The sequence below is a fragment of the Desulfobulbus sp. genome (genome assembly GCF_031547805.1).
Lineage (GTDB): Bacteria > Desulfobacterota > Desulfobulbia > Desulfobulbales > Desulfobulbaceae > Desulfobulbus.
Map to the genome: position 1 here is coordinate 1 of NZ_JAVBRQ010000052.1, position 12835 is coordinate 12835.

Here is a 12835-nt window from a genome sequence, read left to right on the forward strand (position 1 = left end):
AAATTGTGGCAAACTCATTCCTTTTTGGAACTGAATGGTATTTTTGGCCATGCCGTGCTCCTTTTGGGGTGAAGGTTGGGAGCACTATGCCATAGCTGGTATGACAAATAGCGTCATACCACCAAAAAAAATGCCGGCTGAAGTTCAGTGGTAATCAGATAAAAAAAAGCCGGGTCGCTTGACTCGGCTTTTTTCGTTTCGCTTGAAAGGAATGAAGCAAAAAGTTGTCAGGAGCCGGCGGCTTCCTGCTTGACCTGATCGAGCACCTCCCGCACCTTGACCGCCAGGGTATGCGGCTTGATCGGTTTGAGCAGCACTTCGCGGATGCCCAGCGCCTGGATATCCTCGACATCCAGATCCTTTTCGTAGCCGGTGTAGATGATGACCGGGGTAGTGAGGCCGGCTTCCCGGATACCACGGGTCAGGCCGGTACCGGTCAAGCGGGGCATGGTCATGTCGCTGATGACAAGGTCCGCCTCGTCGGGATGGGCGCAGATAAAGGCCAAGGCCTTTTCGCTGTCGCTGAAGGTCGTCACTCGATATCCCAGCTCGCGCAGTATTTCTCTGGCGATTTCCACCAAAAAGGGCGCGTCGTCCACATAGACCACGTGTTCGTCGCCCGTGGCCACGGGCAGCGCTTCGGAATCGTCTTCCTCGACATGCTGGTCGGTCAGGGGCAGGAGGATGTCGAACCGGGTTCCCTTGCCCGGAGTGGAATCCACGGTGATCTGGCCCTGCAGGCTGCGGACAATGCCGTGCACCACGGAAAGCCCCAGGCCGGTGCCGCCGTTCTGGCCTTTGGTGGTGAAGAAGGGATCGAAGATGCGGCTGCGGATTTCCTCGGGGATGCCGTGGCCCGTGTCCTCAATGCGGATGCGGGCAAAGTCGCCGGGCCCGGCCTGGTCGTCCTGGGCGAGACGCGTCTGGTCCAGATCGATGCGTTCGACGGTGACAGTCAGGGTGCCGCCCTCCTTCTGCATGGCGTGGCCGGCGTTGGTGCACAAATTGACCACGATCTGGTGGATTTGCACCGGATCGGCCATGACGATGGCTTCCGGGTTCAATTGCTCGTTAATGGCAATGGTGGTGGGCAGGGTCGCCCGGAGCATCTGCATGGCCTCGTGAATGAGCGGCGCAAGCTGCACCGGCTGCCGCGCGGTCTCGGTCTTGCGGCTGAAGGCCAGGATCTGGTAGATCAGTTCCCGTGCCTTTTCCCCGGCGGTCAGGATCTTGCCCAGATAGTTGCGGGCCTGTTCGTTGTTGGATTCCTTGCGGAGCAGGATCTCGGCGTAGCCGATGATCCCGGCCAGGATGTTGTTGAAATCGTGCGCGATGCCGCCGGCAAGGGTGCCGATGGCCTCCATTTTCTGGTTCTGCCGGATTTCCCGCTCCATCAACACCCGTTTGGTGTCGTCGAACAGGTAGCCGCGGACGCGGACCAACTCACCCTTGCTGTTGAACTCGCCGATTTCGTTGCCCACGCAGTAGATCGGGCTGCCGTCCCGCCGCAGGCGTTCCGACTCGTAATATTCGAGCTTGCCCTCGCGGCGAATCCGGTCAAGGGTATGGGCCCAATCGTCAAAGGTGCGGAACAGGCTGGAAACATTGGCCTGCTTGATCTCCTCGATGCTGCCGTAGCCGAACATGCGGGCAAAGGCCGGGTTGCAGTCGATCACCTCGCCCTGGGCCGTGATGGTGAAATCGCCGGTGAGATCCTCATCGAAAAACTGGCGGTATCGGTTCTCGTTGGTCCGGAGTTCGGCCTCGGCCTGCTTGAGCCGGCTGATGTCGACGAAACTCTCGATCAGGAAACGGTGGGCGTCGTGTTCGAAGGGGACCACGCTCTTGAGCACCGGCAGTTCGCTGCCATCCTCCCGGAGGATGATCCGTTCGCTGAGATCGATCCGTTCGTTGCGGTCGAGCACCGGACAGTCATTTTCCTGGCGCGGGCAAATGAAGGCGTGGCAGGATTGACCGATGATGTCCGCCCGGGGGTGGCCGATCATGGCCACGCCGGCCTTGTTGATCGCGACAATCTGGCGGTCGTTGGCATCCACCATCAGGATGCCGCAGTTGATGGTGTCGAGGACTCGCTGCAGATAGAGCCCCTGTTTTTCCTCCTGGGCATGGAGGACGCGCAGATTGCGCTGCGAGGCGAGCATGGAGTTGATTTCCTGGGCCAGGACGCCGATCTCGTCCTCTCCGTCGACCGAGATGTCGCGGGCAGCGTCGCTGTTGTCCTTGATCTGGCCCACCTCGTCGGTCATGTGGCTCAGCCGTCTGAGCACGAGCCTATTGACCAAAAACACCAGGAGGATCACGAAGAACAAAGCGAGCAGCACGGTGAAGAGGGTATATTGCTTCCACATCGCGTATCCCTGGGCAAATATGGTGCGTTCCAGGGCAACGGTGAAGCGCAAGGCCGGCTGGCCGGTGACATCGACGAGATTGGCCGAGGCCAGCAGGGTGTTGCCGTCGGCGGAGATTCGGGTTTCCTCCACGGCCTCCTGTGTCTTCTCGGTTGTGGCAGCGGCCAGGGGGTGGACGGTCAGCTTGAGGTGGGTCATGGCGCCGATCCGTTCGATTTCCTCGGCGTTCAGGTACCGGCCGATGACCATCCGGCCATGGCTGCCGCCGGTACCGAGGCTGGTGATAATCGGCGAGGAAACCACCAGCAGCGGCTCGGTCGGGGTATTGAGAATGCCCGCCCGGGTTTCGAGATCCGAGGGATCGACGCGGACCAGTTGCGGCACTTTTTGAATGGTGTCGACGGTGGACGCGTCCGAGGCGACCGGCATGTTGCTGCCGAGATCGAAAAATTGCCGGTAAACCAGTTCACCCTTGTCATTGAAAAACAGCATCAAGTTGAGCCGCTGTTCGATGAAGGTTAGATTGTTGAGGTAGTTTTTGATGTAGTCGGCGCTCTGGTCGTCCACGAAACGATAGGTGTCGTCCCAGGTGCTCCAATCCACGCCGAAAGAGCGAATTTTGTCGAGGGTGGAAAGGACTTCGCTGACAACCCGTTGAACCTGCACCTTGGCTTCCTTCTGCTCAAGGGCAAAGTAGCGCGCGAACACCATATCGCGCGAGATGCAAATTAAGGCGGCAACGAGCAGGCTGACCAAAATCACGATCAGCACCGCAGTCTTGACGAGAAGGCTTCGATTGATGGCGCGGAGAAAGGACATAAAGGTCAATCCGTTATGGATGGGCGAGTGTGGGGAAAACGTTCTGTTTTCTGAAATATTTTGACCTATTATATACAGATAACCGTGTCGGGCAACAAGTATTTGTCCGTGGGTACAGACAGAACGGCGGCCCCGCCGATGGCGGTTGCCGTTGAACCGCAAGGAGCGCCAGGCCGGTCCGTCCGGGACATTGCAGGGTGCAACTGCCCAAAATGGAAGGGTTTTGTGACCTTGCACCCTTGGCTTGATCAATGGTGAGGAGAATGGAAAGAGTGCGTCGCTCGGTTTCCCTGCATCGATTTGTCTATCGCACCCTGACGATTCGGCTTGCGCTCATGGCCCTTGCCGCCGGCCTGGTGGCCGCAGCCGCAGTCTATGTCGCCGAGGAGCGGACGCTCGGTGCCCAGGTCGCGGAAGAAACGCATGGCGAGGTGCGGTTGCTGGCAATACGGACCCAATGGGCGATGCGGGAATCCGGAATAGACCGGAACACGGCCTTTGTCCAGGCCCTGGATGAACGCGCCGCGAGCCGCCACGGCAATGGCAGGGGCGAGTATGTTTATGTCCGTTTTTCTCCCCTGGCCGAGTCGGAGAGCCTGGAGCGCCGCGATACCGGCTATGCCCTGGCCGATGAGGTGCTTCGTTTCATCCATTCCCGGCCCCGGCCGTCACTCGAAACCGGCGAAACGGCCGAGATGATCTTTTTGGGCGATCGGATGCAGGTGTATGCGGTGGTGCCGCTGCTGGACCAAGATCAGCGCACCGTCGGCCATGTGCAGGTCGTGTTCGCCCCCTCCGAGGCCACCTTGGCCACCATGGCCGCCACGCTGCGCCGCGCCGTCCTGCTGACGCTTTTGATCGTGCTCGCCACCAGCGGCCTGCTGTACCCGGTGATCGTGCATCTGGTGGGTAAACTGTCTCTTTTTTCCCGTAATCTGCTGGAGGCTAACCTCGAAACCCTTTCCCTGTTGGCCAGCGCCATTGCCAAGCGCGACAGCGATACCGACATGCACAATTTCCGGGTGACCCTGTGCTCGGTGCGCCTGGGCGAAGCCATGCGCTTGGGGGGCGACGAGATCCGGGCGCTGATCAAGGGCGCCTTCCTGCACGACGTCGGCAAGATCGGCGTCCGGGACAATATCCTGCTCAAGGCCGGTGCCCTGGCCGAGGAGGAGTTCGACCTGATGAAGGACCATGTGCGGCACGGCCTGGACATCGTCCGCGGTTCGGCCTGGTTGCGCGATGCGATTCCGGTGGTGGCCAGCCACCATGAAAAATTCGACGGCAGCGGTTATCCCCAGGGCCTGGCCGGCGAGTCCATTCCCCTGTTGGCACGGATTTTTGCCGTGGCCGATGTGTTCGATGCCCTGATCTCGCGTCGGCCCTACAAGCAACCGCTGTCGTTTGCGGTGGCCATGACCGTGGTGCGGCAAGGGCGGGGCAGCCATTTCGATCCGGCGGTGCTCGATGCCTTCGAGGCTGTTGCTCCGAAATTCCATCGGTTGTGCGCCACCAAGGACGACGAGGCGGTGCGGGCGGAATTGGGAAAGGTGATCGCCCGCTACTTCAGCGAGGGCGCGGTGCTGCTGTATTGATCGCCGGCGGCTTTTCCGTCACTGCGGGGGAGGGCGGAAGCCTACGCCCAACAGGGCGGCCAGGCGGCGGCAGAGGCGGTTGATTCCCCGCCACAGCAGGGGCAGCAGCAAGGCGCACGCCAGCACGGAGAGGGCGAGGCAAAAGAGGAACAGCCAGGGGTGCGAGAGCGCGGTCCACAGACCGGCCAGCACTGTCAGGTCCTCGCCGATGGAAAGGGTCCAGTTGGAAAAGGGCTCGGGCGAGGTGTTGGCCGCGATTCTAGTGCCGGCCTTGAGGGCGTGGGCGCCGGCGGAGAGCGTGCCGCCGGCCAGCGCCGCCGCCAGGGTGAGGGCCGGATCGACATGGCCGACGGAACCTGCCGCCAGCACCGCCCCGGCCGGGATGCGGATCAGGGTGTGGAGGGTATCCCAGAGCGAGTCGAGCCCCGGTATTTTATCGGCGAGGAACTCGGCAAGATACATCGTCCCGGCCGCGCCGATCACCCAGGGGTGGGCCAGTACCTGCAGGTCGGAGGGCAGGTGGATGGCCCCGTTCGCCCCCAGAATCCCCACCAGCAGCACGGCGGCATAGAGATTGATGCCGCTCGCCCAGGCCAGGCCCGAGGCCAGGGCGAGCGTGCTTACGGTCGGGTCGACGCCGGCCATTCCGGCGAAGCCTCCGCCTAGTTCTGGCGGACGGGGTTGATGACGATCACCACCCGGCGGTTGACCGCGTCGCTGGAGGAGATGGGTTGGGATTTGCCGTAGCCGATCGCTTCCATCCGGCGAGGATCGACCCCGCGCTGAGCCAGGGCGTTCTTGACCGACTGCGCCCGGCGCTCGGAGAGCCGTTGGTTGTAGTCAACACTGCCCTTGGTGTCGGTGTGGCCCTCGACCCGGATGGTGGTCTGCGGGAAATTGTTGAGCACGTTGGCCACCCGGTCCAACTCGCTGTAAGCGCCGGGTTTCAGGTCGGCCGAGTTGAAGTCGAAGAACATGTCGCTTTTAAAGGTGGCGGTGAGCACGTCGTTGTCCCGCTGGATGCTGGCCGACTCGATCTGCTGCAGCTGCTGTTCCTGCTGGTCCATGTAGGCGCCGATCTGGTTGCCGGCGATGCCGCCCAGCACGGCGCCGATACCGGCCCCGACCAGGGTGCTCGTGGTGTTGTGGCCAATGGCCTGGCCGAGGAGGGCGCCGATGCCGGCCCCGGCGGCGGCGCCGACTCCGGTGCCGGTTTGTTGTTTGTTGGCTCCGGCGCAGGCGGTCAGCATGGTAGCCAGGGCGAGGATGGCAAAACATCTGATCACTCGATTCATAACAGCTCCTTTAGTCGAATTGTTGGGGGGTAAAAGTGAACCCGGTCTGGCAGCGGCTTGTCGCTCCGCCGGCAATCCGGAACGCGTCCCTGCGGTTTGATCAATGCCAAATCATAGCACTTTTTGCGGAAATGGAAAACGAAATCCCTGGGGCCGACAGGGAGAGCGGATGCTCTTCCGGCCAGGCGATCAGACCGGCTGATCGAGGCAGTCCCCGGCCCTGTCCCAGGGCCGTGTTCGGCCGGATTCGGGCCGGTGTTCGGCGGCGTCGCAGGCGCGGCGGAAGGCGCGCAGGGCCTTCTGGACGCGGTGCAGCAGGCTGCCGGGTGGATAGACACCGTTTTGGTTGGCGCTGCCGGCCGGCAGGCCGGTGAGCAACTCCATTCCCTCGACGGCCCGTTCCATGGTGTGGATGTGGAAAAGCCCCTGGCGCACGGCCTCGATCACCGCCGAATCGAGCATCAGGTGGCGCCGGTTGCGGTGTGGCATCAGCACGCCCTGGCTGCCGTCGAGGCCGGCGGCAAGGCACAGCCGGAAATACCCCTCGATCTTTTCGTTGATGCCGCCCACCGGCAGGACTTCGCCGTGCTGGTTGAGGGCGCCGGTCACCGCGATCCCCTGGCGGATGGGCGTCGTTGCCAGCGAGGACAGCAGGGCGAACAGTTCGGCGCAGGAGGCGGAATCGCCCTCGATGCCGTTGTACTCCTGCTCCAGCACAATCGAGGCGCTGAGGGCCAGCGGCGCGTTGCGGGCGAAAAGCGCGGCCAGGTAGTGCTGCAGGATGAGCACGCCCTTGTCGTGGATGGGGCCGGACAGGGCCACCTCGCGCTCGATGTTGATCAGGCCGTCCCCGCCGGCATAGGTGCGGGCGGAGACCCGCACCGGATGGCCGAAACGGTGGTCGCCCAAATCCACCACGCTCAGCCCGTTCACCTGGCCGATCCGCTCCCCGTCCAGGGAAATGAGCACATCGCCGTCGGCAACGGCCTCCCGCATCAGTTGTTCGGGATAGTCGTGGCGCAGGTACCGCGCCGCCAGCGCCGCCTCGACATCGGCGGCCGCGACCGGGCCGTTGTGCCGGCTTTTGCACAGGGCCGCGCTCTCCGCGATCAGGGCCGTGGCTTGGCCGAAGAGCGCGCTCTGTCGGGTTCGGTCCTCGGCCTCCCGGTGCCCCTGCTCCAGGAGACGGGCCACGGCGGCCGCCGAAAAATGGGGCAGGCCGAGCGTGTCGCAGGTACGGGCGACCAGCACGGCCGTTGCCCGGCGGGTGGCGTCGGTGGCGACGAACTGGTCGGCAAAGTCCACCTTGACGCGGAAGTGGCGAGCCAATTCGGGATCGGTTTCCTGCAGTTCGTAATAGAAGTCGCGCGAGCCGATGAGCACGATCTTGACGTCCACGTTCACCGGTTCCGGGGTCAGGGAAACCGCCGCGATCGGGGCGTAGGCCGTGCCTGGCTCCTCGATCTGCAGCCTGCCGCTACGGAGAAAGCGGCGCAGGGTCTCCCATACCAGGCCGTCGGCCGCCACGTCGCGCAGATGCAGCATGAGAAAGCCGCCGTGCGCCCTGAGCAGGCTGCCGGCCCGGATGCGGGAAAAATCGGTGACCAGCACATCGTTTTCCGTCTGGTATTCGATGCTGCCAAACAGGGAGCGGTAGAGTGGATTGTCCTCGACGATCACCGGCGCTCCGCACAGGCCGTCATTGTCCACGATCAGGTTGATCCGGTAGCGGGACAGCACCTGAGCAAGGGCCTCCCCGGCCAGATCGTCCTCGTCCTCGGCCGGGTTGAACAGTTCCAGGTGGTCGAGCAGGTCGTTCTTGACTTGTTCCAGATAGGCGGCAAGGGTGCTGGCCTCTCGGCCTTCGTCGGCGATTTCCAGTTGGATCGCGCCGCATTCCCGCGCCAGTAGCGGCTCGATCGCCTGGCGATGCAGGGCGGCCAGGGACTCGCGCATCTCCTGCTCCAGGGGCCTTGTTGCCGCGAAATACCGGTTGATTTCGGCCAGCACTTCTTGCTCCTTCTGCGCGATTCCGTTGCGCCGCTCCTTGGGCAGAAGCAGCATGTCGTCTTCGGTGAGGGCCTGACCGTTGGGGCCGCGCAGGGTAAACAGGATATTGTTGTCCGACTCCCGGCGCATCGAGAAATCGCGGGCCTCGGCAAAGGCGTCGAGTTCGGAGAAGGCCTGGCTTTCCTTCTGCTTGTAGGCCTGCACCAGGCGTTCGCTCTCCACCTTGACCTCCGGGCCGTTGAGCTGCTGGGGGATGGCGGTGAGCAAGGTCTTGGCCATCCCGGCCATGGCCTGGCGGAGCATGCGGCCTCGGCCGGCGGGCAGTCGAAGGGCGCGCGGCCGTTCCGGGGCGTCGAAGTTGTGCAGGTAGCAAAGGTCCGGCGGGGTGGGTCGACGGGTCGCCATGGCCGCCATGGCTTCTTTGAGCAAAGATGAGCGGCCGCTGCCGGCCTCACCGAGCACGAACAGGTTGTAATCGGCCTGTTCCATGGCCAGCCCGAACAGGACGGCCTGTTCCGCCCGTTCCTGCCCGATCCAGGGCAGATCCTGGTCCAACAGGGCCGAGGTGTCGGCAAATTCCAGGGTGTCCGGGGTGATGGTGAGACGCAGTTCAGGGGGAGTCAGGCGAATCGTCGGCATGGGCGTGGAGGATGGAAGAGGAAAAGACCAATAGACAAGGCTGAAAAAGGCACGGAAGGGGCCGCAACAGCGGGCTGCCGCCGGCATGCAGGCCCCCTTTTGGGAGAGGAGAGGTACAAGACGGCGGCCGGGAAGTCAACAGCTTTTCCCCGATGGGCGACCGGGGGGCGAGACGGCCGCGATCTTCCGCGGAAAGAGGCGCTAGGGCAAGAGCAGCACCGTGGCGTCCATCCCCTCGTCCAGGCCGCCGACATCGCGGCCTATCGGCAACAGGCCGTGGGCCCGGACCAGCGGACCGAGCAAACCGGTTTTGCCCGCAACCGGGGTTGCCAGGGGCGGCGCGCCGTCGCCCTGGGGCGTGAGGCGGACGCGGACATACTCTTCCCGGCCGACCATCGAGAAGATGGGCTGGCCGGTGATTGCCCTTACGGTCGGCAGTCCCAGGCTCGGCCCCTGGCCCATATACAGCCTGAGCAGCGGCCGGACGAAACAGAGAAAGCCGACCAGCGCCGAGGCCGCGTGGCCGGGCAGGCCGAACAGGGCCTTGTTGCCCTGGCGGGCGAGGATGGCGGGTTTTCCGGGATGGACCGACACCCCAGGCACCAAAATGGTGCTGCCGGGAATGGCGGCCAGGACCTGGCGGGTGAAATCGCGCCGGCCTAGGGAGCTGCCGCCCGAGAGCAGCAGCATGTCGGCCTGGTCCAGGGCCTCGGTACAGAGGGCGAGCATGCGGTCGAAGTCGTCGGGGCAAATGCCGCACGGCAGGGGCAGGCCGCCGGCCTCCTCGACCAGGGCCGCCAGGGTGATGGAGTTGACGTTGCGGATCTTGCCCGGTGGCGGTGTTTGATCCGGCGGCACCAGTTCGTCGCCGGTGGAGAGGATCGCTACCCTCGGCCGGCAAAAGACCTGCACCGTGGCGATGCCCAGGCCCGCGAGCAAACCCAGATCCTGAACCCGCAGCCGGTGGCCTGCCTCGAAAAGCAAGGCGCCCGGCGCGCAGTCCTCTCCGGCCTGGACCATGTTGTCCGCCGGCGCGACCGGCCGGAACACCGCCACCGCATCCTGGCCCGCAAGGCGGGTGTGTTCGACCATGACCACGGCATCGGCTTCTTTCGGCAGTTCGCCGCCGGTCCAGATGCGGATCGCCTGGCCCGGTCCCAGACCCAGCGTCCGGCCGGATGCGCCGGCAGCGATTTCGCCGACCACGTTCAACAGGGCGGGCGTCGATTCGGAACAGCCGAGGGTGTCGGCCGCCTGGACCGCGTAGCCGTCCATCAGCGAGCGGGCAAAGGGGGGCAAGGCTTCGGGGCTGGCCAACAATTCGGCCACCACCCGGCCCCGCGCCTGGGCAAGCGGGACCGATTCCGTCGCCAACGGGACGAAGTCAATGAATTGGGATGAAAATTCGGTCGGGGGACCTTGGCTGCAAAAATCGTTCATGAATCAGGTCCGAAGTCAGGGCAGGGGGACAAGGAAGAACAAGGGCCCGCCTTCAGGCGTGCCGCCAGGCGGCAGGACGGCGGCCCCGGTAATCAATAGCCTTCCGGTCCGGGCAGGCGGCCATGGCGGCTTTCCCCGGCCGCGGTCACCCGGATGGCCGCTTCTCCCTCCAGCGGACATTTGTTTTCGCAGATGCCGCAGCCGATACAGAGATTTTCGACCACATAGGGCAGGCGGAGCGTGATCTGCTCGCCCTTGGGGGTGTCGACGGCCACTTCCTTGAATTTGATAGCCTTGTCCGGGGTCGGGCAGTGCTCCTCGCAGACGATGCACGGGGTGGCCGAGGCATAGGGCAGGCAGCGGTTCTTGTCGAAATGGGCTAGGCCGATGACCACGGCCTGCTTCTCGCTTTTGCCGAGCTTCCGGATGGCGCCGCTGGGGCAGATCTGGCCGCAAAGGGTGCAATTGTATTCGCAATAGCCCAGGCGGCCGATCAACTTGGGGGTGAACATGCCCTCCAGACCCGCCTCCAGCCAGGTCGCGTGCAGGGCGTTGCCGATGCAGACCTTCATGCATTCGCCGCAGCGAAGGCAGTAATCGAGAAAATCCGGCTCCGCCAGGGCGCCGGGCGGCCTGATCAGCAGCGGGTCGCCATGGCGGGCTTGGGTTCGGGACGGCAGGGCCAGCGGCGCCAGGGCGCCCGCGGCCAACGAAGTCAGCATCGCGCGGCGGGACAGGTTGGGGTGTCGGCCGTTGCCGTTCGAGGCCGGAGCCGCCCCGCGTTTGATCCCGTAGCCGAAGCGGGAGCGGGGGCACTGGCTGACGCAGTCGAGGCAGAGGGTGCATTCCCCGGCGGCGATCTCCCTCGATTCGCCGATGGCCGCCATGGGGCAGACCATGCGGCACTGGCTGCACTTGCCGCACTCGGCCGTGCCGCCGCGCAGCCGCAGCAGGGAAAAGCGGGCGGGCAGGGCCAGCAGCGCGCCCAGCGGGCAGACCTTGCGACAGAAGAAGCGCGGTTCCACCCGGCTCAGCCCCAGCACCGCCAGCAACAGGAAAAGGGACAGGAGCGAAAGGCCGTAGACCTTGTCGCCAAAGGGCAGGACCGTTTGCCGCAGGAAGGCGTAGACCGGCTCGGTGACCGTGTTCACCCAGGCCGGCGCCTGCTGGTAAGTCCAGGTGAACAAAACTGTGGCGGCGTGGTCCAGGCTCGGCTGAAGGGAAAAGGTCAGGCCGCGCACCAGAATCGAGAAGGGGTCGAGATACCCGGCCAGGGGCAGGCCGAAGCAGGCGGCGGTGAGGAGAAAGAGCAGCAGCAGATACTTGAGCTGCCTGCGGCCGGGCCGTGGCGGCGAGGCAACGGGCCGGCCCACCAGGCGCCGGCTGGCATCGATCAGGCTGCCCATGGGGCAGACCCAGCCGCAGAAGAAGCGGCCGAAAAGCAAGGTCAGGCCGAAGGTGGTCAGGGCCGGCAGCATGAGGGCGATGACCGTTTTGGCGGCCAGCATCGCGGCCGCGGCCAGAAAGGGGTCGATGCGGAAAAGCAGGTTGACCGCCCAGTTGAGTTCGTCGACCCCGGCATAGTCGGTCTTAACGAACAGGGCCAGGAAGAAAAACAGAAACAGGGTTTGGCCCAAAGCGCGCCAGGTGGAGGATGTCAGTCGCAAAATGCTCCGGCTCATCAGGCCTCCACCACGTTGATCCGGTCAAGCGCCATCTCGCCGAGCCCCATCTTGTGGGCCGCCACGGTGGAGGCGATGTCCGCGGGCGACAGGCCGAACAAGGTGGTGGCATAGGCGTCGGCGGCCACCGGATCGACGGAGGCGATCAGGGTGTCGATGCGGCGCACATCCGCCAGGTTGCCGCCCTGCGGCCCGTTGTCGAGCAGGATGCGGGTGGCGTCGATGAGGGTCAGCCTGGGCCGGACCACCGTGGCCAGGTCGGCCAGGCTTTGGCCGAGATCGCGGTGGATCGAGCCTCGGTTGCCGCCGATCACGCCCATGGTGTTCTTCAATCCCAGAGTCAGGCGGGACAGGCCGTGGTGCTTGGCCACCGGCACATTGATGTAGCAGTCGCAGTCCAGGGCATCCTTGTAGATTTCCCAGCGGGTGAGGGCCTTGCCCTTGGCGATCTCCACCGGCACGAATTTGCGCTGGTCGATGTGCTCGATGACCGCGCGGCTGTCGTTGAGTTCGGCAATGGCCCGCTCGATGCCGCTGTTGGCGTAGCAGCGCCGCTGCTCGTTGCAGGTGCGGTCGAACACCAGCACCTTGTTCGCGCCCGCTGCCAGGGCCTGGCGGACCACGGCCTGGACCACCTGGGGATGGGTGTTGGCACCCTGTTCCGGGCTGCGGTCCCAGCCGATGTTCGGCTTGACCACCACCCGGTCGCCGGCCCGGACGAACCGGCCCATGCCGCCGAGCGGTTGCAGCACCCGCGTCACCAGGGCGGCGTAATCCTCGCCCTTGGCCACCGCGAGCAGGGGGGACGCGGGCAACTCCTCGGCCCGAACCTCGGCCGGGATGGTCAACCGGGGAACGGCCAGGGTGGCGCCGGCCGACCAGAGCAGGACATCGCGGATGAATTGCCGTCTGTTCATGGCTGCCTCCATCGAATGCACAAACAAAAAAAGTCTGGCATGAAAAAGGTTTGGCGTGGCAACGGGAAA

At 64.4% G+C, this 12835-nt stretch carries 8 protein-coding genes; 1 reads left to right on the forward strand and 7 read right to left on the reverse strand.

Annotation, left to right across the window (positions count from 1 at the left end; all coding sequences use genetic code 11):
* Positions 1-227: 227 nt before the first annotated feature.
* Positions 228-3188: a CHASE4 domain-containing protein gene (locus RMR13_RS15170; RefSeq protein ID WP_310601470.1), complete on the reverse strand. Its 2961-nt coding sequence runs from the start codon at positions 3186-3188 to the stop codon at positions 228-230.
* Between the two features lie 263 nt (positions 3189-3451).
* Here RMR13_RS15170 and RMR13_RS15175 point away from each other — a divergent pair, with 263 nt between their 5' ends.
* Complete coding sequence (locus RMR13_RS15175; protein WP_310601471.1) at positions 3452-4783, forward strand: HD domain-containing phosphohydrolase; 1332 nt, start codon at positions 3452-3454, stop codon at positions 4781-4783.
* 18 nt (positions 4784-4801) lie between these two features.
* Here the strand turns inward: RMR13_RS15175 and RMR13_RS15180 are convergent, their stop codons facing one another.
* The 6 genes from RMR13_RS15180 to RMR13_RS15205 all read right to left on the reverse strand — a co-directional run bounded on the left by RMR13_RS15180 (position 4802) and on the right by RMR13_RS15205 (position 12766).
* The gene (locus tag RMR13_RS15180; protein ID WP_310601472.1) at positions 4802-5428 is read right to left on the reverse strand and encodes a DUF4126 domain-containing protein; all 627 of its coding nucleotides are present in this window, start codon (positions 5426-5428) and stop codon (positions 4802-4804) included.
* A 17-nt stretch (positions 5429-5445) separates the two neighbouring features.
* Positions 5446-6078, reverse strand: a complete 633-nt coding sequence (locus RMR13_RS15185; RefSeq protein ID WP_310601473.1) for an OmpA family protein — start codon at positions 6076-6078, stop codon at positions 5446-5448.
* Between the two features lie 189 nt (positions 6079-6267).
* Complete coding sequence (locus RMR13_RS15190; RefSeq protein ID WP_310601474.1) at positions 6268-8727, reverse strand: AAA family ATPase; 2460 nt, start codon at positions 8725-8727, stop codon at positions 6268-6270.
* Positions 8728-8928: 201 nt separating this feature from the next.
* The gene (gene glp / locus RMR13_RS15195) at positions 8929-10167 is read right to left on the reverse strand and encodes a gephyrin-like molybdotransferase Glp (RefSeq protein WP_310601475.1); all 1239 of its coding nucleotides are present in this window, start codon (positions 10165-10167) and stop codon (positions 8929-8931) included.
* A gap of 92 nt (positions 10168-10259) precedes the next feature.
* The gene (locus tag RMR13_RS15200) at positions 10260-11849 is read right to left on the reverse strand and encodes a 4Fe-4S binding protein (protein ID WP_310601476.1); all 1590 of its coding nucleotides are present in this window, start codon (positions 11847-11849) and stop codon (positions 10260-10262) included.
* On the reverse strand, positions 11849-12766 hold the full coding sequence (locus tag RMR13_RS15205; protein WP_310601477.1) for a DUF362 domain-containing protein: 918 nt from the start codon (positions 12764-12766) through the stop codon (positions 11849-11851). The genes RMR13_RS15200 and RMR13_RS15205 overlap by 1 nt, the downstream gene beginning before the upstream one ends.
* Between the last annotated feature and the right edge of the window lie 69 nt (positions 12767-12835).

Bases quoted from the DNA above. Each gene is read 5' to 3' on its own strand.
- RMR13_RS15190 (WP_310601474.1), bottom strand. From the start codon at position 8,727: ATGCCGACGATTCGCCTGACTCCCCCTGAACTGCGTCTCACCATCACC.
- RMR13_RS15200 (WP_310601476.1), bottom strand. From the start codon at position 11,849: ATGAGCCGGAGCATTTTGCGACTGACATCCTCCACCTGGCGCGCTTTG.
- RMR13_RS15180 (WP_310601472.1), bottom strand. From the start codon at position 5,428: ATGGCCGGCGTCGACCCGACCGTAAGCACGCTCGCCCTGGCCTCGGGC.
- RMR13_RS15170 (WP_310601470.1), bottom strand. From the start codon at position 3,188: ATGTCCTTTCTCCGCGCCATCAATCGAAGCCTTCTCGTCAAGACTGCG.
- RMR13_RS15205 (WP_310601477.1), bottom strand. From the start codon at position 12,766: ATGAACAGACGGCAATTCATCCGCGATGTCCTGCTCTGGTCGGCCGGC.
- glp (WP_310601475.1), bottom strand. From the start codon at position 10,167: ATGAACGATTTTTGCAGCCAAGGTCCCCCGACCGAATTTTCATCCCAA.
- RMR13_RS15185 (WP_310601473.1), bottom strand. From the start codon at position 6,078: ATGAATCGAGTGATCAGATGTTTTGCCATCCTCGCCCTGGCTACCATG.
- RMR13_RS15175 (WP_310601471.1), top strand. From the start codon at position 3,452: ATGGAAAGAGTGCGTCGCTCGGTTTCCCTGCATCGATTTGTCTATCGC.